At 39.4% G+C, this 25,744-nt stretch carries 24 protein-coding genes; 21 read left to right on the forward strand and 3 right to left on the reverse strand.

What is annotated here, in order from left to right; all coding sequences use genetic code 11:
• Nucleotides 1-14 precede the first annotated feature (14 nt).
• From AC4PG8_RS10920 to AC4PG8_RS10940, 5 genes are all read left to right on the forward strand, one after another.
• Complete coding sequence (locus AC4PG8_RS10920; protein ID WP_185325184.1) at nt 15-1,046, forward strand: Gfo/Idh/MocA family protein; 1,032 nt, start codon at nt 15-17, stop codon at nt 1,044-1,046.
• Nucleotides 1,043-3,220: a glycoside hydrolase family 65 protein gene (locus tag AC4PG8_RS10925; RefSeq protein ID WP_492170359.1), complete on the forward strand. Its 2,178-nt coding sequence runs from the start codon at nt 1,043-1,045 to the stop codon at nt 3,218-3,220. The genes AC4PG8_RS10920 and AC4PG8_RS10925 overlap by 4 nt, the downstream gene beginning before the upstream one ends.
• Nucleotides 3,217-4,338 carry a glycerate kinase gene (locus AC4PG8_RS10930; RefSeq protein ID WP_492170360.1) on the forward strand — a complete coding sequence of 374 codons (1,122 nt, stop codon included), beginning with the start codon at nt 3,217-3,219 and terminating at the stop codon, nt 4,336-4,338. The genes AC4PG8_RS10925 and AC4PG8_RS10930 overlap by 4 nt, the downstream gene beginning before the upstream one ends.
• Complete coding sequence (gene pgmB / locus AC4PG8_RS10935; protein WP_492170361.1) at nt 4,335-4,997, forward strand: beta-phosphoglucomutase; 663 nt, start codon at nt 4,335-4,337, stop codon at nt 4,995-4,997. The genes AC4PG8_RS10930 and pgmB overlap by 4 nt, the downstream gene beginning before the upstream one ends.
• Nucleotides 4,998-5,119: 122 nt before the next feature.
• Entirely contained in the window at nt 5,120-5,440 is a 321-nt protein-coding gene (locus tag AC4PG8_RS10940; protein WP_003764496.1) for a thioredoxin family protein, read from the forward strand.
• A gap of 57 nt (nt 5,441-5,497) precedes the next feature.
• On the opposite strand, the gene AC4PG8_RS10945 is transcribed toward AC4PG8_RS10940, so the two are convergent.
• Nucleotides 5,498-6,097 (reverse strand): nitroreductase family protein, encoded by a 600-nt coding sequence (locus tag AC4PG8_RS10945; protein WP_003727590.1) that lies wholly within the window; start codon nt 6,095-6,097, stop codon nt 5,498-5,500.
• 193 nt (nt 6,098-6,290) lie between these two features.
• On the opposite strand from AC4PG8_RS10945, the gene AC4PG8_RS10950 reads away from it, so the two are divergent.
• From AC4PG8_RS10950 to AC4PG8_RS11005, 12 genes are all read left to right on the forward strand, one after another.
• Entirely contained in the window at nt 6,291-6,644 is a 354-nt protein-coding gene (locus tag AC4PG8_RS10950) for a hypothetical protein (protein WP_003768791.1), read from the forward strand.
• 103 nt (nt 6,645-6,747) lie between these two features.
• The gene (locus AC4PG8_RS10955; protein ID WP_045553841.1) at nt 6,748-7,170 is read left to right on the forward strand and encodes a MarR family winged helix-turn-helix transcriptional regulator; all 423 of its coding nucleotides are present in this window, start codon (nt 6,748-6,750) and stop codon (nt 7,168-7,170) included.
• A 13-nt stretch (nt 7,171-7,183) separates the two neighbouring features.
• Nucleotides 7,184-8,332 (forward strand): lmo2826 family MFS transporter, encoded by a 1,149-nt coding sequence (locus tag AC4PG8_RS10960; RefSeq protein WP_492170362.1) that lies wholly within the window; start codon nt 7,184-7,186, stop codon nt 8,330-8,332.
• 370 nt (nt 8,333-8,702) lie between these two features.
• Nucleotides 8,703-9,794: a 3-phosphoserine/phosphohydroxythreonine transaminase gene (gene serC / locus AC4PG8_RS10965; protein WP_033533750.1), complete on the forward strand. Its 1,092-nt coding sequence runs from the start codon at nt 8,703-8,705 to the stop codon at nt 9,792-9,794.
• Nucleotides 9,787-10,974 carry a phosphoglycerate dehydrogenase gene (locus tag AC4PG8_RS10970; RefSeq protein WP_003764490.1) on the forward strand — a complete coding sequence of 396 codons (1,188 nt, stop codon included), beginning with the start codon at nt 9,787-9,789 and terminating at the stop codon, nt 10,972-10,974. Before serC ends, AC4PG8_RS10970 begins: the two co-directional genes overlap by 8 nt.
• Before the next feature lie 88 nt (nt 10,975-11,062).
• The gene (locus AC4PG8_RS10975) at nt 11,063-12,304 is read left to right on the forward strand and encodes a DUF1015 domain-containing protein (protein WP_033533751.1); all 1,242 of its coding nucleotides are present in this window, start codon (nt 11,063-11,065) and stop codon (nt 12,302-12,304) included.
• A gap of 7 nt (nt 12,305-12,311) precedes the next feature.
• Nucleotides 12,312-12,635, forward strand: a complete 324-nt coding sequence (locus AC4PG8_RS10980; RefSeq protein WP_185511007.1) for an arsenic metallochaperone ArsD family protein — start codon at nt 12,312-12,314, stop codon at nt 12,633-12,635.
• Nucleotides 12,636-12,763: 128 nt separating this feature from the next.
• The gene (locus tag AC4PG8_RS10985; RefSeq protein ID WP_185541044.1) at nt 12,764-15,106 is read left to right on the forward strand and encodes a helix-turn-helix domain-containing protein; all 2,343 of its coding nucleotides are present in this window, start codon (nt 12,764-12,766) and stop codon (nt 15,104-15,106) included.
• Between the two features lie 194 nt (nt 15,107-15,300).
• Nucleotides 15,301-16,503, forward strand: a complete 1,203-nt coding sequence (locus AC4PG8_RS10990; protein ID WP_185541099.1) for a M20 family metallopeptidase — start codon at nt 15,301-15,303, stop codon at nt 16,501-16,503.
• Nucleotides 16,503-17,903: an MFS transporter gene (locus AC4PG8_RS10995; RefSeq protein WP_003768773.1), complete on the forward strand. Its 1,401-nt coding sequence runs from the start codon at nt 16,503-16,505 to the stop codon at nt 17,901-17,903. The genes AC4PG8_RS10990 and AC4PG8_RS10995 overlap by 1 nt, the downstream gene beginning before the upstream one ends.
• Nucleotides 17,904-17,918: 15 nt before the next feature.
• The gene (locus tag AC4PG8_RS11000) at nt 17,919-19,109 is read left to right on the forward strand and encodes a M20 family metallopeptidase (RefSeq protein ID WP_185543358.1); all 1,191 of its coding nucleotides are present in this window, start codon (nt 17,919-17,921) and stop codon (nt 19,107-19,109) included.
• 87 nt (nt 19,110-19,196) lie between these two features.
• Nucleotides 19,197-20,402, forward strand: a complete 1,206-nt coding sequence (locus AC4PG8_RS11005) for an MFS transporter (RefSeq protein WP_185511001.1) — start codon at nt 19,197-19,199, stop codon at nt 20,400-20,402.
• A 46-nt stretch (nt 20,403-20,448) separates the two neighbouring features.
• Here the strand turns inward: AC4PG8_RS11005 and AC4PG8_RS11010 are convergent, their stop codons facing one another.
• The gene (locus AC4PG8_RS11010) at nt 20,449-21,180 is read right to left on the reverse strand and encodes an SDR family oxidoreductase (RefSeq protein ID WP_185541047.1); all 732 of its coding nucleotides are present in this window, start codon (nt 21,178-21,180) and stop codon (nt 20,449-20,451) included.
• A gap of 152 nt (nt 21,181-21,332) precedes the next feature.
• Between AC4PG8_RS11010 and AC4PG8_RS11015 the strand changes: the two genes are divergently transcribed.
• From AC4PG8_RS11015 to AC4PG8_RS11025, 3 genes are read left to right on the forward strand one after another with little or no spacing between them, the layout of a single operon-like run.
• A complete protein-coding gene (locus AC4PG8_RS11015; RefSeq protein ID WP_185541048.1) occupies nt 21,333-21,860 on the forward strand; it encodes a TetR/AcrR family transcriptional regulator in 528 nt (175 codons plus the stop codon).
• Nucleotides 21,861-21,879: 19 nt separating this feature from the next.
• Nucleotides 21,880-22,587, forward strand: a complete 708-nt coding sequence (locus AC4PG8_RS11020; RefSeq protein WP_492170363.1) for an SMUG2 DNA glycosylase family protein — start codon at nt 21,880-21,882, stop codon at nt 22,585-22,587.
• A 26-nt stretch (nt 22,588-22,613) separates the two neighbouring features.
• On the forward strand, nt 22,614-23,144 hold the full coding sequence (locus AC4PG8_RS11025) for a DUF4303 domain-containing protein (RefSeq protein ID WP_160466441.1): 531 nt from the start codon (nt 22,614-22,616) through the stop codon (nt 23,142-23,144).
• Between the two features lie 48 nt (nt 23,145-23,192).
• Here the strand turns inward: AC4PG8_RS11025 and AC4PG8_RS11030 are convergent, their stop codons facing one another.
• Nucleotides 23,193-24,011 carry a D-alanyl-D-alanine carboxypeptidase PBPD2 gene (locus AC4PG8_RS11030; RefSeq protein ID WP_185501275.1) on the reverse strand — a complete coding sequence of 273 codons (819 nt, stop codon included), beginning with the start codon at nt 24,009-24,011 and terminating at the stop codon, nt 23,193-23,195.
• A 357-nt stretch (nt 24,012-24,368) separates the two neighbouring features.
• On the opposite strand from AC4PG8_RS11030, the gene mnmE reads away from it, so the two are divergent.
• Nucleotides 24,369-25,742 (forward strand): tRNA uridine-5-carboxymethylaminomethyl(34) synthesis GTPase MnmE, encoded by a 1,374-nt coding sequence (mnmE, locus tag AC4PG8_RS11035; protein ID WP_492170364.1) that lies wholly within the window; start codon nt 24,369-24,371, stop codon nt 25,740-25,742.
• Nucleotides 25,743-25,744 lie beyond the last annotated feature (2 nt).

Below are 25,744 nucleotides of genomic sequence, written 5' to 3' on the forward strand. Positions count from 1 at the left end.
AAGGAGTTTCGGATATGAAGAAAAGAGTTGCAATCATAGGAGCAGGACAAGTCGCTGAGAAGGTTCATGCTGCATATTATAAGACAAGAAATGAGTTAGAACTTGTGGCAGTTTGTGATCCTAGTATGGAACGAGGCGAAGAGTTTCGTTTGAACAATGGTTTTTTGAAGCATTATGCTACGGCGGAGGAAATGTTTGCTACAGAAAAAATTGATATAGTTAGTATTTGTACGCCTAATCGGTTTCATTTTGATAATGTGATGTTGTCTCTTAGGCACGGGGCTGCGGTTATGTGTGAAAAACCACCCGCAATGAGTGCAGCAGAAGCGAAGGCGATGTGGGATCTTGCTAAGGAAAAAGAAGCTATTTTAGCGTATGATTTTCATCATCGTTTTTCTAGTGAAGCACAGTTTTTAAAGAAAAATTCGGCGCTTTTAGGTGAAATTTATTGTGTGAAAGCAACCGCGCTTCGTCGTTCTGGTGTGCCAGGTTGGGGAACTTTTACGAATAAAGAAATGCAAGGCGGCGGTCCGCTGATTGATATGGGAATTCATATGCTCGACGCGGCGATGTTTGTCCTTGGTTTTCCAAAAGTGAAGAAAGTTACGGCAAAAAGCTTTCAAAAAATCGGTACAAAGAAAAGCGCGGGAACATTCGGGTCATGGGATCCAGAAAAATATACAGTCGAGGATGCTTTATTTGGTTTTATTGAACTGGAAAATGGCGGATTAATTGAGCTGGATACTTCTTTTGCGTTACATATTAAACCAGAGAGCGCATTAAATGTCGACTTTTTTGGGGATTTAGCTGGTGGAAGTTTATATCCGGCTGAAATTTATACGGATAACGCAGGGGAATTTCAGTTGTTGGAAAGCTTAGGTCAACTGGAGGAAAATAAACACGATAACAGCATGAAAGCATTTGTTGATAGCGTTCTTGGCGAGGGGGATTTAGAACTTGCTGGCGCTGAACAAGGTTACAGAATACAAAAAATCGTTGAAAGTTTATACGAATCGGCAGAAAAAGGTGAGAGTGTTTTTTTATGAGGAAAATAATCGAGAAGGAATTTGCATTAAATTATCTAAATAAATATGGGAGCCAAATGACTGTCGGAAACGGCTATTTGGGTGTGCGCGGTGCTCTTGAAGAAGAATATCCGGAGCAAGTTCGTGGTATGTATGTGGCAGGAATTTATAATCGTCCGAGCGGTTCAGTGAGTTCGGAGCTAGTGAACTTGCCGGATGTGACACGGTTCCAAGTGACGCTTGACGGGGAAGTTTTTTCGATGCAAGCAGGGAAAGTCCATGGGTATGAACGATTTTTAGATATGAATACAGGAGAATTAGTTAGGAAAATTATTTGGGAAAACAGCGCCGGCGACAAGTACCAACTAAATTTTTATCGATTTGCTTCAAAGGTTGTGAAACATGTTATTGCGGCAAGAGTGGAGATAACGCCTTTAAGTGGATGTGCGAAAGTGAAAATAAAAACAGGTATTGATGCACAACAAACCAATTTTGGAACGCAACAGTTGGCAGAATCTAGTTTACGGATTTTTGATGAAGAGCTGATGGTTGGTGAATATGAAACGATTGAAAGCAAACAGCGAATTACTGTGGCAACAAAAGTCAGTCAAAAAGGGGTTTTCACTGCTAAAAATCGCCAATTAATGACTGAAGTTGAGCAAGAAATCGCAGCCAACCAAACATTCGCTTTGGAGAAAATAAGCCTGGTTAAAACATCTCTTGATGAGGTGGACGTGGAGTTTCCAAACGAGACTTATGCTGAACTGAAAGCAAATTCGGAAAAAGCTTGGGCAGATTTTTGGGAGCATGCGGGTGTTCGCGTTGAGAGCACGAATGATTTTGACCAGTTTGCATTAGATTTTGCGTGCTATCATTTAGAAATTATGACGCCGAAAGATGATTTTCGCTGTAGTGTTGGTGCGAAGGGGCTGACCGGGGAAGGTTACAAAGGACATGTTTTTTGGGATACGGAAATTTTCATTATGCCATTTTTCCTTTATAATAAGCCGGAAATTGCCAAACAACTGCTAGAATATCGTTATCTTCATTTGAAAGAAGCGAAAGAAAAAGCGTTGAAAAATGGATATAATGGGGCGCTTTACCCGTGGGAAAGTGCCTTCTCTGGTGAGGAAGAAACGCCGGAGTTTGCAGCAATTAACATCCGGACTGGAACACGGCAAAAAGTAGCTTCTGCCATCTCAGAGCATCATTTAGTGGCGGATATTGCTTATGCCGTTTGTGAATATGAAGCTGCAACAGGTGATGCTCAGTTTATGAGTGACTGTGGTGCTGAACTGCTCCTCGAAACAGCAGAATTTTGGATAAGTCGAGCAACTAACCGCAACGGTCGACTGGAAATTCTCGATGTGATTGGGCCGGATGAATATACAGAGCACATCGATAATAATACTTACACCAACTACATGGCGCACTATAATGTGAAAATGGCGCTGGAATGGAACCGCGATAATGAAGCTTTTGAGTCACGTGCGAAAGCGTTTCTTAAAAACTTATATTTACCGGTCGCAAATGAAACAGGCTTAATTCCGCAAGATGATACTTTTTTACAAAAAGATTGGATAAATTTAGATAAATATAAGGCTGCGCAAGGAACACAAGGGATTTTACTAGATTACTCGCGGCAAGAAGTGAATGAATTACAGATTTTAAAGCAAGCTGATTTAGTGATGTTATTCTATTTGTTTCCTCAGAGGTTTGCGCCAGAAACTGTGAAGAAAAACCTAGATTATTATGAAAAACGAACCATTCACGATTCATCTTTAAGTAAAGCGATTCATGCCATTGTGGAAAATCGTACAGGAAACCGCGAGCAAGCCTATCAATTTTTCCAAGAAGCGTGTTTAATTGATCTTGGGGACGAACCACATTCATCAGATGACGGCCTTCATGCGGCTTCACTGGGGGCAATTTGGCTGGCAGTGGTTTTTGGGTTTGCAGGCATTGATACTAGCGGAGAATTATTAGAAATAGCGCCAGATTTGCCAGATGCATGGCGGTTTGTTAAATTTGAATTCATGTGGAAAGGTGAAACAATTCTAGTAGAAATAGCGCCAAACACGTTACAACTTTCAAAAAACACAAAAAGCATGCTAGAATTAGTTATCTACGGAGAAAAACAGCAATTAACGGATACATTAACGATTAAGATGGAACAAAAGGATGTGTCTTTATGAAAATTGTCATTGCACCGGATTCATTTAAAGAAAGTTTGACGGCGCACGAGGTGGCAGAGTATATTAAAGAGGGCTTTCAAGAAGTTTATCCACATGCAGACTACCATTTACTCCCAGTTGGCGATGGGGGCGAGGGTACGCTTGATGTTTTAAGTAGAGCCTTGGATGCGAAAACGACGAAAATCAATGTTTCTGGTCCGTTTGGCGAGCCTGTTTCAGCAAAAGTTGCCTTTACAGAGGGCAATAAAAAAGCGCTGATCGAAATGGCTGAGGTTTGCGGTTTGCATCTAGTTCCAGTAACTAAACGTGATCCACTTCAAGTGAGCACAAAAGGAGTGGGCGAACTAATTTTGCACGCAATGAAAAAAGGTGCGACCGAGGTTATCATTGGCATAGGTGGAAGCGCTTCAAATGATGGCGGAATTGGTATGGCTAGCGCGCTCGGCTATGAATTTTTAGATTTAGAAAACAATGTCGTAAATCCAATCGGCGCAAATTTAGCTAGCATCGCAACCATCCGCTCTGAAAATGTTCCTGCTGAGCTTAAAAACATCACGATAAATATAGTAACCGACGTTGAAAATCCGCTTTGTGGAAAAGAAGGCGCATCCTATGTATTCGGCCCACAAAAAGGGTTAGCTGCCACTGATCTCGCGAGCGCAGACGAGGCAATGCATCATTTTTATCAGCTGGCCAATCCAGCGATGATAACAATGGCACGAGCTGGTGCTGGGGGAGGAATTGGCGCTGGACTTGCAACATTTGCAGAGGCGAATCTGCTGTCTGGAATTGATTTTGTAATCGAGGCACTTCAAATTAAAGCAGTTTGCAAAGATGCCGATTTAGTCATCGTTGGTGAAGGGAAAATGGACGGACAAACTGCTCAAGGAAAAGCACCAGTGGGCGTGGCGAAAGAAGTACCTGATGGAACACCCGTTTTTGCAATTTGTGGAAGCGTAGGAGAGGGTCTTGAAGCTGTCTATAAGGCCGGAATCCACGCGGTATTTCCCTCAATTGCGAGTCCAACAACTTTAGAAAAAATACTTAAAGAAACCCCAAATAATCTAAGAAGAACCGCACGAAATGTTGCGGCAGTTTGGAAAGGACGAGTAGAATGACAACAGCATTAAAAGGAGTAGTATTCGATTTAGATGGTGTCATCACAGATACAGCGCATTACCATTACTTGGCTTGGAAAAAAACAGCAGAGAGCATTGGAATTGAATTCGATGAAGCATTTAATGAGAATTTAAAAGGAGTGAGTAGAATTGACTCCCTACTTCTTATTTTAAAGAAAGACGGCCGCGAAAATGACTTCACACAAGAACAAATCGAAGCACTTGCAGCAGATAAAAATGAATTCTATGTGAGCTTGCTCGAAGAAATTACGCCGGCAGATGTTTTACCAGGAATAAAAGAACTTATAGTAGCTCTTAAAAAGCAAAATCTTAAATGCGCGATTGCATCTGTTTCAAAAAATGCTCGTACGGTATTGAGTGCGCTTGAAATGGAACAAGAATTTGATTACATTGTTGATGCTGCTAAAATTACTAAATCAAAGCCTGATCCAGAAATTTTTATGGAAGCATGTCGCGGTTTAGGCTTAGAACCATCAGAAGTAGTTGGAATTGAAGATGCCCAAGCTGGAATTGAAGCAATTAATGCAGCTGGAATTATAAGCGTGGGTGTTGGTTCTGGACTTCGTGATGCGGATATGACAGTGAAAAATACTGGTTTGCTAGATTTACGTATTTTAGAGATATTACATAGCAAATAAAATGTTTCACGTGAAACAAAAGTGTCAAAAAGTGAACAAAAAGCAAGATATATTGCTATTCTAAAACCCTTTGCTTGACCACGATACAACTTTGGAATATTCTGAATGTGAGGTGGATATGTATGGCGATTATTTTTGCAAAAGAAGAGAACTTGGAAGAGATTATTAGTAGCCATCCTAAAATATTACTTAATTTTTGGGCAGAATGGTGTGCTCCGTGCCGCTGTTTCTGGCCAACGCTTGAGCAATTCTCTGAGGTGGAAGAAGGTAATGTCCAAGTTGTGAAAATTAATGTAGATAAACAACGTGCATTAGCTCAAAAGTTTGATGTAAAAGGGATACCGAATTCGCTTGTTCTTGTTGATGGAGAAATTAAAGGCGCAATTGCTGGTATTGTCAGTTGTGATGAACTTAGAAGTAGGTTTAATAGTCTAGCAAAATAAAAATTCCGCGATCCAATTTAATGGTCGCGGAATTTTTTGTTTCACGTGAAACATTTATTATTTGAAAACGCGGAAACGGTCAGCGTCATCGATGAATTCTTTTTCGCCAGCTTCTTGAACGATGTTACCAAACGGCATTTGAGCGCGTAAGTTCCAGCTTGCAGGAATATTCCATTCAGCTTTAACAGCATCGTCAATTAGTGGGTTGTAATGTTGTAGAGATGCGCCAATTCCAGCGTTTGCAAGAGCAACCCATACTGAATGTTGTGCAATACCTGAAGATTGTTCAGACCATACAGGGAAATTATCTGCATATAGTGCAAAGTTTTCTTGTAGACCTTCAATAACAGCAGTATCTTCAAAGAAAAGAACTGTTCCGTATCCAGCGCGGAAAGAACCAACTTTTTCTTCAGTAGCTGCAAAGTTTTCAGCAGGTACGATAGCGCGTAATGTGTCTTCTACGATATTCCAAAGTTTATCATGGTTTTCTCCTAAAAGAATAACAGCGCGAGAACTTTGAGAGTTGAAAGAAGATGGGCTGTATTTAACTGCGTCTTTAATGATTTCTTCAATTTTGGAATCCTCTACGGAAACGTTTTTATCTAGTGCATAAATGGAACGACGAACTTTAATAGAATCTAAAAATGTATTAGTCATAATAATAAAACTCCTTTGTTAATGTTATTTACTTACATAAGTATAGCAACTATTTATTAATTTGCAAGTGTTTTTGTCGGAAAAAGATTATGTAAGCGCTAAACCGATTACGGCTCTTATAAAAAAACTTTTTAAGTAAAAAACTTGCTTTTAAGAACATTTGTTCGTATAATAAAATTAAGAGGTGATAATTATGGTTACGGCAATTCAGAAAGAGCAAGTGCGGACAGAGAAGAATGCTGCTTTTTTAACGAGTCGGCCAGAAGTGGATTATTTAGAACGCGAGAGCTTCTTTATCACATTAAAAGACGCCATGAAGCGCGAATGGGTCGTTCGACTAAAATTTTTTCAAGAAGCAGATGTTTCTTCTTTACGTCTAGCATCATTTGAATATCCTTCCGCCTTTCTTGGGCTAGGAGAAATTGAAAAACAAGACTTGGTGCCACTTGAAATCGACATGTTAACGGAAGAAGTTATTTTTACAGATATTGTTGGACATGAATATGTAATTGAATTTAGAGATATTATAGATGTTGAATTATTATAGAAGCAGTCGTTTATTCGGCTGTTTTTTCTTGTCAAAAAAGGAATCCATATGTATAATAGTTGTTATGACAATTATTGTTACGACAATAGAAAAGAGGTTAGAAATGCGCGGATATTATGATGAAATCTCATTTGATGTGAATACGACTGCGAAGAAAATGCACTTGTTTTTGATGCGTTCTATTGCAAGCTATGATGTAACCCCTGAGCAGTGGTCAGTTTTGGAGGGGATTGAGGCGAACGAACCGATTTCTCAAAAAGAAATTGCACTTTGGACAAAAAAAGACACGCCCACAGTGAACCGGATTGTCGACGTTTTGCTTCGAAAAGAGCTTATTGTGAGGGAAATTAGCACAGAAGATAGACGAATTTCGCTTTTGTCATTAACGGATAAAGGGAGAAAAGAAACGACAGAACTTCGGGATATTGTGGAGGCGAGTTGTGAAAAAATGTTTGCTGGGGTTACTCGCGCGGATTTGGAGCAATTCACGGCTATTTTAAAGAACATTTCTACTAATATAGAGTAAAGAGGGGTAAATTTTGGAAAATAAGACAAGACTTTGGACGAAGGACTACGTATTTTTATTATTAGGTAGTGTGCTTTTATATATTGGATTTATGGTGTTTATGCCGACGTTACCAGCCCGAATTATTGAACTTGGCGGAACACAAATGGAAGCTAGTTTAGCGGTAGGGCTATTTTCAATTGTCGCCTTACTTATGCGGGCGATCGCTGGAAGTTGGAACGATAAATTTGGACCTAAAGTATTAATTATTGCAGGTTTTTTGATTTTAATTTTAACGACAGTGAACTTTTATTGGTCGACGGCGGTTGCGGCTTTGCTTGTGTTACGGCTTTTTCACGGGGCTGGCTGGGGTATCGGCACGACGTCAATTTCGACAGGGGTATCTAAATTAGTACCGCCGAGCAGAACGGGAGAGGGAATTGGCTTTTACGGGCTTACGACTGCGCTTGGAATGTCATTGGCGCCGATTATTGCTATTTTAATCATGAATTATTTTTCTTTCGATGTTTTAGTGACTTTTTCGCTTGTTTTGATGGTGTTTATTTTACTTTTAATGACACAAGTGAAAATTCCAAAATCAGAAAAGATCGTCCATCAAAAAATGAAATTGTTCGAGAAAACGGCGCTACTTCCGGCAGGGCTATGTTTGCTAATGGCTATTCCGCTTGGTGGTATTCAGACGTTTATGATGGTATACGGGACGGAAATTGGGATTTCGACAACGTGGGTTTATTTTATCGGGCAAGCAATTATGGTGCTTATTAGTCGGTTGTTTGCTGGGCGTCTTTATGATACAAAAGGACATCGTTTTGTTATTATTCCGGGTGCGCTATCCATGATTATTGGAATATTAATTCTTTCTTTTGCAACCGGAGCGATCAGCTTATTTGTCGCATCATTGTTTTTTGGACTAGGATACGGGATGGCACAACCGGCACTCCAAGCACTTGCTGTTGACCGAGCTGCGCCACATAACAAAGGAACTGCGAACGGTACTTTTCTTTCAGGAATGGACATTGGGATGGCTGTTGGTAGTTTTGGTTTAAGTATTGTGGCGACTTACTACAATTATGCTATTATGTACCGCACAGCAATTATTGCGCTTGTCATATTTTTTGTGGTGTATTGGTTAACTTTAGGGCGAAAAGTGAAAAATAGCTGACATCTCTTGTGAAGCTGTTTTCAAATTTTATATGTGCGAGAATTGCTTTAAATAGCGGATTCTCGCACTTTTTTAATGTCAGAATGTTTAAACATCACATTTATTTGGAGATTTAGTATAAATTTTCTGAAAAACAGCTCTATTTCTGCTATAATATACAAAAGTACAAAAGGCAGTGTTTACTTTTAAGCGCTGAAAAATCCGAATATTGTGTAGAATATCACAGGTTCGGCTTTTTTATTTCTTAAGAACAGAACTTCGAAAAGCATAAGTGTAACGAGGAAGGCTCATATCCGGCCAGTAGTTATGAATTACTGGTGAAAAATTTTTGTAAGTAATTGGGGAAATTTGATGACAGGAGAGATGTTGAGTGGAACGTGTTTATAATTTTTCGGCAGGTCCGGCAGTTTTACCAGTACCGGTACTTGAAAAGGTTCAAAGGGAGCTACTCTCTTATAATGGTTCAGGAATGTCAGTAATGGAGCTGAGTCATAGGTCAGAATTATTTCAAAACATCATAGACGATGCGGAGAGTTTAATTCGAGAATTGATGGGGATTCCAGAAAATTACAAAGTACTATTTTTGCAAGGTGGCGCGAGTTTGCAGTTTGATATGGTGCCGATGAATCTTGCAAATGGTAAAAAAGCAGTCTATGTAAACACTGGATCTTGGGCGAAGAAAGCAATTTCTGAAGCTAAAAAAATTCAGGGTGTTGAGGTGGAAGTAATTGCCTCATCGGAAGACCGTAATTTCAGCTATATTCCTGAAATTCCTACAGTTTCAAATGATGCTGCTTACTTACATGTAACAACAAATAATACAATCGAAGGAACAGCAATGTTTGATGTGCCAGACTCAGCTGTCCCGGTCGTTGCAGATATGTCCTCTAATATTTTATCAAGCGTTTATGATGTGAAAAAATTCGGTTTGATTTATGCAGGAGCGCAAAAGAACATTGGTCCTGCTGGGTTAACGCTTGTCATCGTGCGTGAAGATTTAATCGGGCAAGTAGAGGGACTTCCTTCTATGTTAGATTTTAAAGTACAGGCCGAAAATGGTTCCATGTACAACACACCACCAACTTTTGCTGTTTATGTAGCAAAATTAGTATTCGAATGGATTAAAGAACAAGGTGGCGTTGCTGGAATTGAAGCGTTAAATCGAAAAAAAGCGGCATTATTATATGATTATATCGATCAATCGGATTTCTTTTCTTCACCGGTCGAACCTTCTGCAAGATCGCTTACGAATATTCCTTTTGTGACGAATTCTGCAGAGTTTGATAAAGCTTTTGTTAAAGAAGCTGAAGCAAATGGTTTTAAAAACTTGAAAGGACATCGCTCCGTGGGCGGTATGCGAGCAAGTCTTTACAATGCATTTCCAATTGAAGGGGTAGAAGCACTAATCGCCTTTATGGAAAAATTTGCCAATGCAAGAAAAGGGGGAGAAGTACGTGTTTAATATCCAAACGTTTAATGCTATCGCTAAAGAAGGCTTAAAGACATTTGATCTTGAGAAATATGTGATCGATGCGAACCAGCCAGCAGACGGGATTTTACTACGGAGTTATAACTTACACGATTTTGACTTTCCAGAAACAGTGAAGGCAGTTGCTAGAGCTGGTGCAGGAGTTAATAATATCCCAGTAGAAAATTGTTCTGAAAAAGGTATTGTTGTATTCAATACGCCTGGCGCGAATGCCAATGCTGTAAAGGAACTGGTTCTTGCAAGTTTATTCGTTTCGGCGCGTCCAATTTTGGAAGGTACGGAATGGGTGAAAGAACTACCGGCCGAAGATGATGTGGAACAAAAAGTTGAAGCTGGGAAGAAAGCTTTCGCGGGAACAGAACTTGCTGGCAAAAAACTTGGAATTATTGGCCTAGGTGCAATTGGAGCTTTAGTGGCAAATGATGCGCTATCTCTTGGGATGGACGTGGTCGGTTATGATCCATTCGTTTCCGTAGATACTGCTTGGAGAATTTCTAAAGAAGTGGAACGCGCGATGACGATTGAAGAAGTTTTAGCAACATGCGATTATTTAACGGTTCATGTGCCATTAACGGATAAAACTCGTGGCATGTTCAATGCAGAAACGTTACAATTAGTGAAGGATAATGCGGTCTTACTAAACTTTTCACGCGGTGAGCTAGTGGATTCAGCCTCTGTGAAAGAAGCTTTAGATGATGGACTTTTACGTTTATATATTACAGATTTTGCGACAAAAGAATTATTAAACCATAAAAAAGTGCATGTATTTCCTCATTTAGGCGCATCAACGGAAGAAGCCGAAACCAACTGTGCTAAAATGGCTGCAAAAGAATTACAATATTACCTTGAAACTGGTAGCATTAAAAACTCTGTTAACTATCCAAATGTGGAAATGCCTTATAACGGGCATCCGCGAATTGGTATTTGCCACAAAAACATTCCGAACATGGTCGGACAAATCACGACAGAGCTTGGGAAATATTCCCTAAATATTTTAGATATGATAAACCGTAGTAAAAATGAATATGCCTACACATTAATTGATATTGATAAGGAAACGCAAGCTAATTTGGAACAACTGAAAAGTGATTTATTGGCTGTCCAAGGGGTTTTGCGTGTTCGAGTTATTGAACCATTAGGTGTGACAGTTTAAAATTATTACCCGGGAAATAATGAGAGCATGAAACTTTATGGTTATTGCCAGACGGGTTCATGCTCTTTTACTAAAAAGGAGGATAACAATGGTAAATATACGTCCATTTAAAGCATTACGTCCAATTAAAAATCTAGCGGAAAAAGTGGCTTCGTTGCCATATGATGTACTTAATTCGGAAGAGGCGCGCGAACTTGGCGATGCAAATAAGTATTCTTTTTTACATATTGATAAGGCGGAAATTGATTTAGATCCGGCAATCTCCCCTTATGACCCAGCTGTTTATCAAAAAGCGGCTGATAATTTGGAGCAATTTGAGCTGGATGGTTGGCTTGGAAGAGAAGCAAACCCGGCATTTTATATTTATCAACTGACGATGGATGGTCGTCCGCAAACGGGACTGGTTGTTTGTACGTCGATTGATGATTATTTGAACGGCAAGATTAAGAAACATGAGCTGACTCGGGAAGAGAAGGAGTTAGACCGGATTCGCCATGTGGATGTTTGTGATGCGAATACAAGTCCAATTTTCCTTACTTATCGTGGAAAAGAAGCGATTAATACCCTTATTGAGTCTTGGGTGAATGAAAATGAACCTGAATACGACTTTGAGAGCTTCCACGGGGTCACTCATAAGGCTTGGGCAATTACGGACGCTCATATTCTAGAAGACCTGTCAGCGGCGTTCTCGGAAGTCCCAGCACTATATATCGCAGACGGTCACCATAGAACGGAATCTGCTGTAAAAGTTGGTTTGAAACGGCGCGAAGAGTTTCCAGAGGCTGGACCAGAAGCAGAATTTAATTTCTTCTTATCGGTTGTTTTTCCAGAAGAGCAATTAGAAATTCTTGATTATAATCGGGTTGTGAATGTGCCAATTGAAGCGGATTTCCTTAGTAAAGTAGAAGCTAGTTTTGAGGTGGAGAAGGTTGGGAAAGAAGCATTTAAACCAGAGAAGCCAAAACAAGTGGGGATGTATTTAGATGGAAATTGGTACAAACTTACGGCGAAAAGCGATGTGATTCCGAACGATGTTATCGGTCAGTTGGATGTTTCGATATTACAATCGCAAGTTTTAACGCCGATTTTTGGAATTGAAGATATTCGTCGCGACAACCGCATTGATTTTGTCGGCGGAATACGTGGCTTAGAAGAGCTAACTCGTTTGGTGGATAATGGCAGTCATTCGGTGGCATTTGCGATGTACCCGCCGACAATGGACGATTTACTTGGTGTAGCGGATGCTGCGGAGATTATGCCACCAAAATCGACTTGGTTTGAACCGAAATTATTAAGTGGGCTGTTTGTCCACGATTTAGAAAGTAAGTAGTTTTAAGATGAAGCGAATTAGTTACTTTTATTCTGCGGAAAATGAGTCTGAGATTAACCTAGAGATATGGAAAATGTTTATGAATCAAAGTGAAGCTGAGCGAAAAATCCATTTTGATCATACAGGTATTGTGTTTGATATTCAGCTAGGAGAGGTCGGGAAAGTGGACTTGCCAGAGCGGGTTCAAGCCCTAATTGATAAGAATGGAATGGAAGCTTTGCCGATTTTAGTTGTAGATGAAGCGATATACAATTATGGGGAGTTTTCTGTGATTGATGCGGTTGAGGAATTACTGGATGTGGGTGTTTCTATTCAAGTGGAAGAAGATTGAGATCAGGAGCCAGTCGGAATTAGTTTCGGCTGGTTTTTTGCATGAGTAAATTAAAACAAACCAATCAATTTCCGCTATTTATGATAATATAAAAGTGTCCGATTAAGTTAAACGAAGGAGTGAATCGAGTGTCTCATTTAAAAGATTATACGATTGGTATTCAACACATAAAGCAGCTGACGTCGGAAATCTCACTTGGAACTAAATTGGTATTTGCTATTTCTGGACAAATAACAATCAAGATTTCTGAGCAAAAATTTTACTTGCAGGAAGGCGATATTTTAGTCCTCGATCGCAACACTTTTTATACAATTGAAGGAAATGAAGCTAACTTAATTATTGATTTAACGATTTCAGATACATTTTTTGCGCATTATTATGAGGATTATTTTCAGCATTCTTTTAAATTTTTCTCGAAGGAGAGTGACCCTGGGAGAGAGCGGGTTGTGGGGTCGTTGAGGAAGTCGGTGAGTGAGCTTTTGATTGCTTCGGCGACGAAGAAACGAGCGAATAAATTAGAAGCGCAATCGGCGTTGTTCCAAATCTTATTATTACTTACGCGTTTTTTGAAAAAAGGGATTCCATCTTCTGCTAGGAAAGAAGTCAATGATAAACGGATTTCGCGCATTATTCGAGAAGTGGAGGAGCGGTTTGATGAAGCCTTGTCGCTTCGTGAGTTTGCACAAAAAGAGTTTTTAAGTGAGGCGTATTTATCACGTTATTTTAAAAAGACGACGGGGCTTGGGTTCTTGCAGTATTTGACAGAAGTTCGATTGAAGCATGCGATTCAAGATTTACTGCATTCGGCGGAAAGTATTACGGAAATCGCGTTAAAAAACGGTTTTTCGAGTCAAAAGCATTTTTCGGAAGTGTTTAAGTTTCATTTTGAGCTAACGCCAAGTGAGTACCGATCCGAACATCATGTGGAAACGAATTTGTTAATAGACAATAAGACATCTGAGCTGGGCGCTAGTATAGAGCAAATTGTACCATCTCCGGAAATTTTAGTGAATTTGTCGCGGCTTTATCATGATGTGGAGCCGGGTAAGGAATTAAATAAAGCGCCATTTGAGAAAAAGAAAATTGATATTACGGAAAAGGCGGCTCGTTGCCTTAGCGAGAATATGAATATTTTAACCATTGGTGAGCTTAAAGAAGTGCTTAAAGCTAACGTGCAAAAGCAGATTATTACGACACGCGATGAAATTGGGATTAATTATATTGGCATTCGTCATTTGTTTAGGGGATCGACGTTCTTGCCTGAAACGGAAACGGACGAGCTAGTGCCGACATCTTCACCGTACGCTAATGCAGATTTGGCGCTCACGTTTTTAAAACAGCAAAATTTACAGTTGTTCATTCGCATAGAGTATCAAGATATTGTAGGTGAGGAAGCCGCTGTTTTTGAGCGCTTGGATCATTTTTTAAAGCATTGTATGCAAGTTTTTGGGCGGGAATTTGTTTCTAAGTGGCATTTTATGTTTTTTGAACCGAAAAATACATATGCTGATAAAGACGAGCTGAAAAAAATTTATTTGAAAATATATCATATTATAAAATCGCGTTTTCAAGCTATCCAAGTCGGAAATTTTGTCCCGTTTTCACTTTCTAAAAATGAAGTTCCAGAACGGCATACGTGGTTTTTAGATGTGGCTGATGAAATTGATTTTGTGGCCTATAATGCGAATCAAAATGAAGCGGTGGATTTTTCGAAAGAAGATATGAAGTCGTTTATGATTTCCGAAGATTATTGTTTATCTAAAACGCGGAAGTTGAAGGCTTTTTTGAAACATCATCATATTAATAAACCTCTTATGCTGGTGAACTGGAATACGCTCACGGGAAATACGCGGTATACGAATGGTACGTTTTTCCGAGGTGCGTTGGTTTTAAAAACAATGCTAGATTTGGCGCCAGAAGTGGATGCACTAGGGTTTTGGATTAATACAGAACTGCATGAAGGTGATGACAGCCAGTTAAATATTAGCTTAGATGGGATTGAAATGTTCCACTTTTTTGACGGAAAAAGACCGGCGTTTTATGCGGTGAAGTTTTTGAGGAGGCTTAAGGGTGTTGTTGTTGCTGAGGGTGCGGATTTTATTATGACGAAGCATACAGACGGATACCAACTTATTCTGATGAACTGTGCGAATATTAACCCGAGATATTCTGTGGAAGAGAGATTTACTAAGGAAGAGCAGAAAGAAATGCATATTCGAATAACGGGGCTTCAAGCGGGTGAATACCAAGTGTGCAAATGGCAATTCGACCGCGATAATGGGGCACTTTATTCGAAGTATTGGCAGCTTAATAGTAAGTATGGACTGGATAAAGAGATTTTGGATTATATTGTTGATGCCTCTCAGCCGACACTTACGGTGAGCGATGAGACGATTACGGAAGATTGGTCGTTTTATGCGTATTTGGATATTAATGCAATTCACTTTTATGAGTTTAGAAGTACGATTTAAAAAGTTCAACTCTTGCAGTTGAGCTTTTTTTATGCCCTTAACACCGAATTTTTGACATTGGTTGACGCGGTTTAGAAAAGAAGAAAATTTCAAGCTAAAACTAAGCAAAAAAGCAAACTTCTTTTAGTTTGTTTTTTTTTATAATAAAGGTGTAGTTAAAAATACGGATGTTCTGGCCAGCAGATGTATTAAAAATGGAGGTTTGGACAATGAAAGAGAAGTTATTTCAAAAACTAGACGAAAAACGAGATCGAATGATAGAAATTCGTCGTTACTTACACGAACACCCTGAACTTTCTTTTCAAGAGGAGAATACGGCGAAGTATATTGCGGGTTTTTATAAAGAAATGGACTGCGATGTGCGGACGCATGTTGGCGGGAATGGCGTTGTAGTAACGATTGATACAGGCAAGCCGGGCAAGACACTGGCAATTCGCGCTGATTTTGATGCACTTCCTATCCAAGAAGAAACTGGCTTAGCTTTTGCATCTAAAAATCCTGGTGTAATGCACGCTTGTGGTCACGACGGTCATACTGCTTATATGCTTATTTTAGGCGAAACACTTATTGAAATGAAAGAAGAATTAACAGGAAAACTTGTTATTTTACATCAACATGCGGAAGAAACTCCTCCTGGTGGCGCGATTCAAATGATTCAAGATGGGGCGCTGGATGGTGTGGATAATGTACTTGGAATTCATGTGATGTCTACAATGAAAACAGGCGAAGTTTTCTACCGTGAGGGTGCGATTCAAACTGGTCGTTCTTATTTTAAACTTAAGGTACAAGGTCAAGGTGGACACGGCTCATCTCCGCATTTAGCGAATGATGCTATTGTTGCGGCAAGTGAATTTGTAGTAGCTGTTCAAACTGTTATTAGTCGCCGTTTAAACCCATTTGATGTTGGCTCGATTACGATTGGTTCTTTTGACGGAAAAGGTAGTTTTAATGTTATAAAGGATGCGGTTGAGCTTGAAGGCGATGTGCGCTCGATGTCTGAAGAGGCACGCAACATTATTCAAAAAGAAATTACCCGTATCGTTAGCGGCATAGAAGCAATGTTTGGCGTTACTTGTGAACTTGATTACAAAAATGATTATCCGGTTTTAAATAATGACGAAGCTTTGACTGATTTCGTTGTTAAATCTATTAAAGGGGCGAAAATCCCTGAAATCACGGATGTTGTGCGCTGTGAACCGCAACCACCTTCAGAAGACTTTGCTTATTATGCAAAAGAACGCCCAAGCTCATTTTTCTATGTGGGAGCAATGCCGGCAGATGGTCATTTTTATCCGCATCATCATCCAAAATTCGACATCAATGAAGATTCATTATTAATTGCATCAAAAGCAATGGGAGCTTGTGTTGTAGATTACTTAAAAGGAGAGAATAACTAATGACTTCAACAGCGTATAAAGGTACAAATAAACTAATCGTTGGGATTGTTTTTGGGGTTATCACGTTTTGGCTTTTTGCTCAATCAATGGTGAATATCGTTCCGGCCGTGCAATCTGACCTTGGAATTTCCTCTGATTTACTTAGTATTGCCATCAGCTTAACCGCGCTATTTTCAGGTATTTTTATTGTTGTAGCAGGTGGTATGGCTGACAAATTTGGTCGCGTGAAATTAACTTATATCGGACTTATTCTTAGTATCATCGGTTCACTGCTACTTGTTGTCACTCAAGGGTCGACGCTACTTATTATCGGCCGGATTATTCAAGGTCTTTCAGCTGCTTGTATTATGCCAGCAACTCTTGCCTTAATGAAAACTTATTTTGACGGGGCAGATAGACAAAGAGCACTTAGTTACTGGTCAATTGGCTCATGGGGCGGATCAGGTATTTGTTCGTTCGCAGGTGGCGCAATCGCAACATACATGGGCTGGCGCTGGATTTTCATTATTTCCATCGTATTCGCACTACTTGGAATGCTACTAATTAAAGGTACTCCAGAAAGTAAAGTCGTTCAAAATACAAAAGCAAAATTTGATTCATTTGGTCTTGTTCTTTTTGTTATCGCAATGGTTTGCTTAAACCTTATCATCACTCGTGGGGCTACATTTGGTTGGACAAGCCCAATTACTATCGCGATGCTCGTTGTTTTCCTTATTTCTGCGGGATTATTTTTCCGAGTGGAACTACGACAAGCAAATGGATTTATTGATTTCTCGTTATTTAAAAATAAAGCTTATACAGGCGCGACACTTTCCAACTTTTTGTTAAATGCAGCTGCTGGAACGCTTGTTGTTGCAAATACTTATGTGCAAATTGGTCGCGGTTTTACAGCATTCCAATCCGGTTTACTTTCTATCGGTTACCTTGTCTGTGTGCTTGGAATGATTCGGATAGGTGAAAAAATTCTTCAACGTGTTGGCGCGCGTAAACCAATGATTTTAGGTTCTGGGATTACGGCGGTTGGTATTGCTTTAATGGCGCTCACTTTTATTCCAGGAACATTGTATACGGTGCTTGTGTTTGTTGGATTTGCTTTATTTGGTATCGGACTTGGTATGTATGCAACTCCTTCAACAGATACAGCTATCTCTAATGCTCCAGAAGATAAAGTCGGAGTAGCTTCTGGTATTTACAAAATGGCAAGTTCGCTAGGTGGCTCATTCGGTGTGGCAATTTCCGCTACGATTTATGGTGTAATTGCACTTTCTGGAAATATTGATTTAGCTGCAATGGTGGGGCTTTTAACTAACGTCGGTTTTTGTGTCGTTTCACTTATTTCCGTCGCTGTAACAACTCCATCAGCGAAAAAAGCACTTGAATTAAAAGCCGCAAAAGAATAGGAGGTTGTATTTATCATGCGTACTCAGTTAATGAATATGCTTCAGGAACGAAAAGATGAAATCACTCAGATTAGACGGCATTTGCACGAACATCCTGAATTATCGTTTCATGAAACAGAAACAGCAAAATACATCCAAGATTTTTACAAAGGAAAAGACGTGGAAGTGGCAACTGAAGTGGGAAATGGCCATGCGGTTGTTGTAACGATTAAAGGCGGGAAACCGGGGAAAACAATTGCGTTACGTGCCGATTTTGATGCCCTTCCCATCGAAGAGCAAACTGATTTACCATTTAAATCTAAAAACCCTGGCGTAATGCATGCATGTGGTCATGATGGACATACTGCTTATTTACTTGTTTTGGCAGATTGTTTAATTCAACTAAAAGAAAATATCCCTGGAACGATAAAAATTATTCATCAACATGCTGAAGAAACACCACCCGGCGGAGCGAAAAGCGTTGTTGAATCTGGTATTTTAGATGATGTGGATCAAATTTTTGGTATTCACGTATTTCCATTTGGTGAAAGTGGACAAGTTTATTATCATAGTGGCTACGCGATGGCTGGTCGCACTTATTTTAAACTTAAAATTCAAGGCGTTGGCGGGCATGGTTCGTCTCCACATATGGCAAATGATGCGATTGTCGCGGGTGCTTATTTTGTGACAGCCATTCAAACAGTAGTGAGCCGCCGTTTGAACCCATTTGATACTGGCGTTATAACGATTGGTTCTTTTGACGGTAAAGGTAGTTTTAACGTTATTAAAGATGCGGTTGAGTTAGAAGGCGATGTGCGTTATATGAACACGGAAAATCGTGATAAAATAGACGCAGAAATTCACCGTATTGTTTCTGGTATTGAGGCGATGTTTGGCGTGAGCGTGGAACTCACTTATACAAACGATTACCCGCCGCTATACAACGACCCAGTAGTAACAGAACAAGTTGTCGCTAGTTTGCAAAAAGGTCTAGGAGAGTACTTAACAGACATCTCCATGTATGATATGCTTTCAGGGTCAGAAGATTTTGCATATTATCTACAAAAAATCCCGGGTGTCTTTTTCTATATTGGTGCGAAACCGAAAAACACCCCGCACGCTTATTTTAATCATCATCCGAAATTTGATATTGATGAAGATGCGTTGTTAGTTGCTGCTAAATCAGTTGCCGACGTCGTTTTAGATTATTTTAAATTGAATGGATAATAGCTTTGAAAAGAGCATAGTCAGAAAATGAATCTGGGTATGCTCTTTTTTTAGTAGTGGGACTACAGAAGAGTGGAGTGAGGTCAAATGAATCAGGTAAAAGGAGAAAAGCATTCGTTAATGGTATTACTTGTTCTATTTATAGGCTATACCAGTGTATACGTGGATAAATATACTATCGGAATTTCACTTGTGACTGTTTCTCAGGATTTAGGATTTGATCCAAGTCAAAAGGGGTTGATTTTAAGTGCCTTCTTTCTTGGTTACACGCTTTTTCAAATTCCAATGGGGTATTTAAATAATCGGATTGGTGCGCGTCCTGTTCTTGCTATATCGATAATTATCGTTGGGCTGTTTCTTATTATTTTTGGTTTTGGTTATTCCTTGCTGTTTTTGGTTGTGATTCGTTTCTTGTCTGGAGCGTTCGGGCATGCGGGTTATCCGCCATCTGTTAGCAACTATATTTCTCTTCATATTCCATTAAACAAGCGAGGTTTTGCGCAGTCAGCAATGCTCGCTTCCTCTGGTTTTGCGGCATTTATTGGTCCGCTTTTGATTGCGCAACTATTGCTATCAGTTGGCTGGCGTAATACTTATTATTGGATTGGTATTGTGGTGATTTTCATTGGATTATTAATTTTATTAGTAGTTCCAAAAGCGCCAAAAATAGATAAAAGCACGCAAAAAGAAAAAATTAAAGTACCTTTCTCAGAGCTTTTAAAGGATAAACAGCTGTGGATTCTTTTATTATCGGCACTCTTTATAAATGCAGCGAACTACGGTTTAACAAGTTGGCTTGCTTCTTATTTGAATGAGGCTAGGGGGATTTCTATTAGCGAAGTGAGCTATATTAGTTCTTTAGCGGGACTTTGTATTTTAATTGCGGGTGTTATTGGTGGCTATTTTATTAGTCGTTTCTTCAAAGGGAAAGAGCCGATCGTCATTTTTACATTTAGTGTGCTCGGAGCGTTTACGGTTTACGGGGTGTACTTGTTTGATCAGTTGATACTTTCGATTATTTGTTTGTGTTTATGTAATATTTTTCTAATTATGGCCTTTACGACTTTAATGGGGTTGCCGCATAAATTATTTAAACAGAGCCATATTGCGACAAAATACGCTGCTATTAACTCGGGCGGGGTTTTAGGTGGCTTTTTCGCACCGATGATTATTGGGGATTTAGTTAATGCAACGAACTCTTATCAATCAGCTTTTCTCTTCTTGGCGCTCACTTTCTTAGTATCAGGAATTATTGTTCTAGCGATAAAAAAACGTTCGGTAATCAGTGAATAAAAAATGGGAGGAAAACCAGTTAGACTAGGTTTTCCTCCTATTTTTATTAAGCTAATCCGCCATTGGTGAAAATTGTTTGGCCATTTACCCAGCGTGCCGGTCCAGCTAAAAAAGCCACTGTTTCAGCAATATCATCAGGTTGTCCTAGACGTTCTAGCGGGGTGGCTTTTGCTAAGTTTTCAATTGTTTCATCATCTTTTCCGGTTAAAAATAGTGGGGTTGCAGTTGGTCCGGGTGCGACGGTGTTAACGGTAATATCTTTCCCACGAAGCTCGCGCGCTAAAATTAAAGTGAGCGACTCGACTGCGGCTTTACTAGCAACGTAAGCCCCATATGCCGGAAAACTGGTACGCGTTACCGAAGTGGAGAAATTAATAATCGCGCCACCTTTTCGAACGCTTAGGGCAGCTTGTTTGGAAACGACGAAAGTTCCTCGCACATTGGTACGTTGAATCAAATCGAAATCTTCCATATCTAAAGTAGCAATGGGACTTAATTTCATAATGCCTGCCGTATTTATTACAACATCTACCCCACCAAAATGGGCTGTAATTAATTCAAATGCGTCAATCATTTGCGCTTCTTCAGCCACGTCACCACCAACGCTAATCGCTTCACCACCAGCTTTTATTATTTCCTCGACAAGTGTTTCTGCTTTTACTTTGTTACCTGAATAATGGACAGCAACCGCAAAGTTTTGCTCGACTAACTTTTCGGCAATGGCTTTTCCAATACCGCCAGATCCCCCTAAAATAAATGCGACACGTTTATTAGCCATAATCTATTCGCTCCTTCATTAGTTACTTTTTTTATATTAAGTAACTTTATAGTTGGAAGTATACTCCTTTTGGTTACTTTGTCAAGGATTTGTAACTTTTTAATTTTCCTGTATAATTAGAAACAAAGAATGAGTTGAATCGAGGTATTACAATGGCGAGATTGTCCCAAGAAATTATTTTAGATATGGCTGAACAAATTATTTATGAAAAAGGGATGGAAAAAACGACGCTTTATGATATTGCGGGAAATTTGAACGTCACGCATGCGGCGCTTTATAAGCATTATCGAAACAAGGAAGATTTATTTCAAAAGCTGGCGTTACGGTGGCTAGAGGAGACATCGCGGGAGATTTTTGCTTGGACGAAAGAGAAAGATGCTTCCCCGGACGATGCGCTCCATGACTGGTTATGGCTCTTAGCTGACACCAAGAAAACCCTGTATAAAACCGACCGAAAAATGTTTTTACTTTACACCGATTATATTGAACAAAAGGAAGAATTAGTGAAAAATCATATCGAACATCTCGCGCAAAAAGCAGAGGAAGTTAGCGGCCGGGTGAACCAAGGTGACGCGATTATTACGGCATTTATTTATTTTCACAACCCTTATTTTGCGGGCCGCTGGGAAAAAGCGGGATACGCGGAATTATTTGAGCGTGTTTGGCAGGTTGTGAGGTAGGAAGAGAGGAGAGTGCTACATGACAGAAAAAGCAACTTTGGCTAAACAAATACTACATTTTAACGAAACACTTTCGAGTAACTCAATGGATTTGCCGGCCGGGTATCGCGTAATTAACCCATATGAGGGCGATCAAAAAGAACTAGTGCGAAATATAACGACTAGGTTTTATCAGAAATACTACAATGACACGAAACCACGCCGAGTAATATTCGGAAGTTCACCTGCTCGCCGAGGTTCTGCTGTGACAGGTGTTCCTTTTGAAGATGCCAAACATCTCCAAAGTGAAACGGGCATTTTTATTGATACATTTTATATAAATCAGTCTTCATCAGATTTTTTATATGATGTTATGAATGAATATGGAGGTTGTGAGCAATTTTATAATGACTTTTATATGAATTTTGTCTGTCCGCTAGGGATTGTTCGTATAAACGCAAAAGGTAATGAAGTCAATTGTAACTATTACGAGAAAAAACAATTACAAGAAGCGCTAATGCCGTTTATTTTAGAGTCAATTCGTAGTCAAATAGGCTTTGGAATGGATACTTCGGTTTGTTACTGCATTGGTAGCGGAGAGAATTTTAAATGTTTATCAAAAATAAATGAAGAATATCATTTTTTTGAGACGATTATACCTTTAGAACATCCACGTTTTATCATGCAGTATAATTCTAAAAATAAAGATACGTACATGGAGAAGTACCTTTGTGCCTTAAAAATCTAACAACAAACAGAGAGGACGAGAGCAACATGAAGATTGATACACAAAAAATCGTAAATTTCGCGATTGAAGGGGTGGAAAAATTCCTGCAAGAAAATCCTGAGTTAACATATTATGCTTTTGCATTCGATTGTAATGCTGAATATGCGGAAATCAATTTATGCGTAAATACGGAAGAAGCTTTTGCTGAAATACTGGCATATTATCAAAGTGGCAAGTATGGTGAAAGCTATCAAACGGAAGAAAATATTCAAGAATTGAAATACAATACAGGCGATTGGAAATACCAATGTTTTGATACATTTTATGTTTTTAGTGAAGAAGAGCTGAGCGCCATATTTAATAAAATTTACCCTAATGAAGTTGATGATGATTATCAAGCATGGAAAGCATTTGTAAATGAGCTGCTAGATGCTTTTACAGAAAGTATAATTCAATTTTCGGAGACAAAAACCTTCAAAAAAATCAATAAAACAGCGGATTTTAAATTTTTCTGTATAGATCATGACGAAGAATTAGCGGATTCAATGACGCGAATGCAGCTTTTTCAAAAAAAATAAGCCATCAAAAAGGGATTTTGCTTTTTAGCAAATCCCTTTTTTGTGTGACTAAAGTCCTTTAAACCCAATCCCCATCAATTTTTCCGTATCCTTAAAACGTTTCTCCGCAGTATCCGCATCCAAAACAATTGAAATAACACGCTTTCCATCGCGCTTTGCTGTTCCGATAAAGCAATAGCCGGCTTCATCCGTAAAACCAGTTTTCAGTCCATCTAAACCTTGTATTGAACCGATAGAGTCATTGGTTGATTCAAGGGTTGCTCCTTCTTCGGTTATGATGCTAGATTTGGAAGTTGTCTCTAACACTTCAGGATGAGTGGAAATTAATTTAGATGATAGCAAAAATAAATCCTTTGTGGTAGAAACAGCCATTTTACCGTCAACATCGAGTCCACTGGCACTGACAAATTTGGTTTTACTCGATAATCCTAATTTTTTAGCTTCATTATTCATTTTTTGGGGGAAATTAGCATCATCTAAACGGTTGCCTAGTGTCTCTGCGGCATCATTTGCTGACATAACGAGCATGGCGCTATATAAATCTCTGACTGACCATGTTCTTTTTTGTGTAATTGCGTAAAGTGAAACCGCGGAAGGATCATCCAGACGAATGAGATCTAACTCCTCATCCCAAGATAATTTTTTGTTATCCACAGCCTCAAGTACTAAAAATGCCGTCATTAATTTTGTTAAACTCGCGATTGGCATAACTTTATCGGCATTTTTTTCGTAAAACGCCTTACCATTTTCGGTCGAATAAACCGCAGCGGCATTTGCTGATAAGTATACATTTGGTTGCTTCGTGGAACACGCTGAGAGTAGTAATAGCAACATTAATAGTATCCATGTTAGCTTATGTAGTTTCATTATTTCTCCTCCTTTTGACTTTAGTATAGAGTAAAAGAGTTGAGTTAAATCCAAGGAAGTGGAAGGATATGTTAAAGCTTTAACGAGAAAATTTAAGTTTTCTTAACTAGTAGAGATAAAACTATTGTTATTCACATGTGGATAAGTTAAAATAGTAGGGATGAATTTTTATTAATGGTTTTTCTGTGGATATGTTAATAAATCTATGGATAACCTTCAAAATACTAACAATTTAATTGCTTTGGTCAAAGCGGAGCGTAAGTTGTTGAAAATGCACAAAATCACGTGCCAAAATTTATTCAAAATAGGATAAGGCTTATTTGAGCTGAACTTCTAATGAGAAAGGATGAGTAAAGAATGGAATTTGATACTATTGCTGCAATCTCAACACCGCCGGGAGAAGGGGCCATTGCTATTATTAGATTAAGCGGTCCAGAGGCGATTCAGATAGCGGATCGTATTTTTTATGCCAAAAATAGCTTAAGTGAAGCAGAAAGTCACACAATTCACTACGGTCATATAAAAGAAGACGGCGAAGTAATTGAGGAAGTAATGGTCACGGTTATGCGTGCGCCGCGTACTTTTACACGAGAAGATGTGGTAGAAATCAACGCGCACGGCGGAATCGTTTCGGTCAATCGCGTCTTGCAACTATTACTAAGAAATGGGGCTAATTTAGCTGAACCAGGTGAATTCACAAAGCGGGCATTTTTAAATGGAAGAATTGATTTGTCGCAAGCGGAGGCTGTGATGGACTTAATTCGCGCCAAGACAGACCGGGCGATGGGCGTGGCAATTCGGCAAATGGACGGAAATCTTTCACGGTTGATTCGCAATTTACGTCAAGAAATTTTGGATGCATTAGCACAAGTCGAAGTAAATATCGACTATCCGGAGTACGATGATGTGGAGGAAATGACCCAGCGAATGCTACTGGAGAAAACAGAGCTAGTTCGCGCTTCCGTCGAGCAACTTTTACAAACAGCAAGCCAAGGGAAAATTCTACGTGAAGGCCTTGCAACAGCCATTATCGGTCGACCAAATGTCGGGAAATCATCCTTGCTTAACCAACTAATTCAAGAAGAAAAAGCGATTGTCACAGATATTGCTGGGACGACGCGAGATATTATAGAAGAATACGTCAACGTTCGCGGTGTTCCGCTGCGTTTAATCGATACAGCTGGAATTCGTGAGACAGAAGATATTGTGGAAAAAATTGGTGTAGAACGTTCAAGAAAAGCCTTGGCGGATGCCGATTTTATCCTGCTAGTATTAAATCAAAACGAAGAGCTGACAGGGGAAGATGAAGCGTTATTTGAAGCAGCCGCGGGTCATAATTATGTGGTCGTTTTAAATAAAACAGATTTGGAAACAAAGCTTGATATAGATAGAGTTCGTGAACTTGCGGGAGAAAATCCAATTGTCTCTACTTCGCTAGTAAACGATGAAGGTTTAGAGGCTTTGGAAGAAGCAATTAAAACACTATTTTTTGCTGGTGATATTGATGCGGGTGATGCAACTTATGTCTCGAACGTTCGACACATTGCGCTCCTTCATCAAGCACTTGAAGCCTTAAATGGCGTTACAACAGGGATTCAGCTCGGCATGCCAGTGGATATTGTCCAGATTGATATGACTCGTGCATGGGATTTACTAGGTGAAATTACTGGTGATTCTGTCCAGGATGAATTACTCGATCAGTTGTTCAATCAATTTTGCCTTGGAAAATGATT

The sequence above is a fragment of the Listeria sp. MAN/IMW/UF555 genome (genome assembly GCF_058684075.1).

Bases quoted from the DNA above. Each gene is read 5' to 3' on its own strand.
- AC4PG8_RS10920 (WP_185325184.1), top strand. From the start codon at position 15: ATGAAGAAAAGAGTTGCAATCATAGGAGCAGGACAAGTCGCTGAGAAG.
- AC4PG8_RS10925 (WP_492170359.1), top strand. From the start codon at position 1,043: ATGAGGAAAATAATCGAGAAGGAATTTGCATTAAATTATCTAAATAAA.
- AC4PG8_RS10930 (WP_492170360.1), top strand. From the start codon at position 3,217: ATGAAAATTGTCATTGCACCGGATTCATTTAAAGAAAGTTTGACGGCG.
- pgmB (WP_492170361.1), top strand. From the start codon at position 4,335: ATGACAACAGCATTAAAAGGAGTAGTATTCGATTTAGATGGTGTCATC.
- AC4PG8_RS10940 (WP_003764496.1), top strand. From the start codon at position 5,120: ATGGCGATTATTTTTGCAAAAGAAGAGAACTTGGAAGAGATTATTAGT.
- AC4PG8_RS10945 (WP_003727590.1), bottom strand. From the start codon at position 6,097: ATGACTAATACATTTTTAGATTCTATTAAAGTTCGTCGTTCCATTTAT.
- AC4PG8_RS10950 (WP_003768791.1), top strand. From the start codon at position 6,291: ATGGTTACGGCAATTCAGAAAGAGCAAGTGCGGACAGAGAAGAATGCT.
- AC4PG8_RS10955 (WP_045553841.1), top strand. From the start codon at position 6,748: ATGCGCGGATATTATGATGAAATCTCATTTGATGTGAATACGACTGCG.
- AC4PG8_RS10975 (WP_033533751.1), top strand. From the start codon at position 11,063: ATGGTAAATATACGTCCATTTAAAGCATTACGTCCAATTAAAAATCTA.
- AC4PG8_RS10980 (WP_185511007.1), top strand. From the start codon at position 12,312: ATGAAGCGAATTAGTTACTTTTATTCTGCGGAAAATGAGTCTGAGATT.
- AC4PG8_RS10990 (WP_185541099.1), top strand. From the start codon at position 15,301: ATGGAGGTTTGGACAATGAAAGAGAAGTTATTTCAAAAACTAGACGAA.
- AC4PG8_RS10995 (WP_003768773.1), top strand. From the start codon at position 16,503: ATGACTTCAACAGCGTATAAAGGTACAAATAAACTAATCGTTGGGATT.
- AC4PG8_RS11000 (WP_185543358.1), top strand. From the start codon at position 17,919: ATGCGTACTCAGTTAATGAATATGCTTCAGGAACGAAAAGATGAAATC.
- AC4PG8_RS11005 (WP_185511001.1), top strand. From the start codon at position 19,197: ATGAATCAGGTAAAAGGAGAAAAGCATTCGTTAATGGTATTACTTGTT.
- AC4PG8_RS11010 (WP_185541047.1), bottom strand. From the start codon at position 21,180: ATGGCTAATAAACGTGTCGCATTTATTTTAGGGGGATCTGGCGGTATT.
- AC4PG8_RS11015 (WP_185541048.1), top strand. From the start codon at position 21,333: ATGGCGAGATTGTCCCAAGAAATTATTTTAGATATGGCTGAACAAATT.
- AC4PG8_RS11020 (WP_492170363.1), top strand. From the start codon at position 21,880: ATGACAGAAAAAGCAACTTTGGCTAAACAAATACTACATTTTAACGAA.
- AC4PG8_RS11025 (WP_160466441.1), top strand. From the start codon at position 22,614: ATGAAGATTGATACACAAAAAATCGTAAATTTCGCGATTGAAGGGGTG.
- AC4PG8_RS11030 (WP_185501275.1), bottom strand. From the start codon at position 24,011: ATGAAACTACATAAGCTAACATGGATACTATTAATGTTGCTATTACTA.
- mnmE (WP_492170364.1), top strand. From the start codon at position 24,369: ATGGAATTTGATACTATTGCTGCAATCTCAACACCGCCGGGAGAAGGG.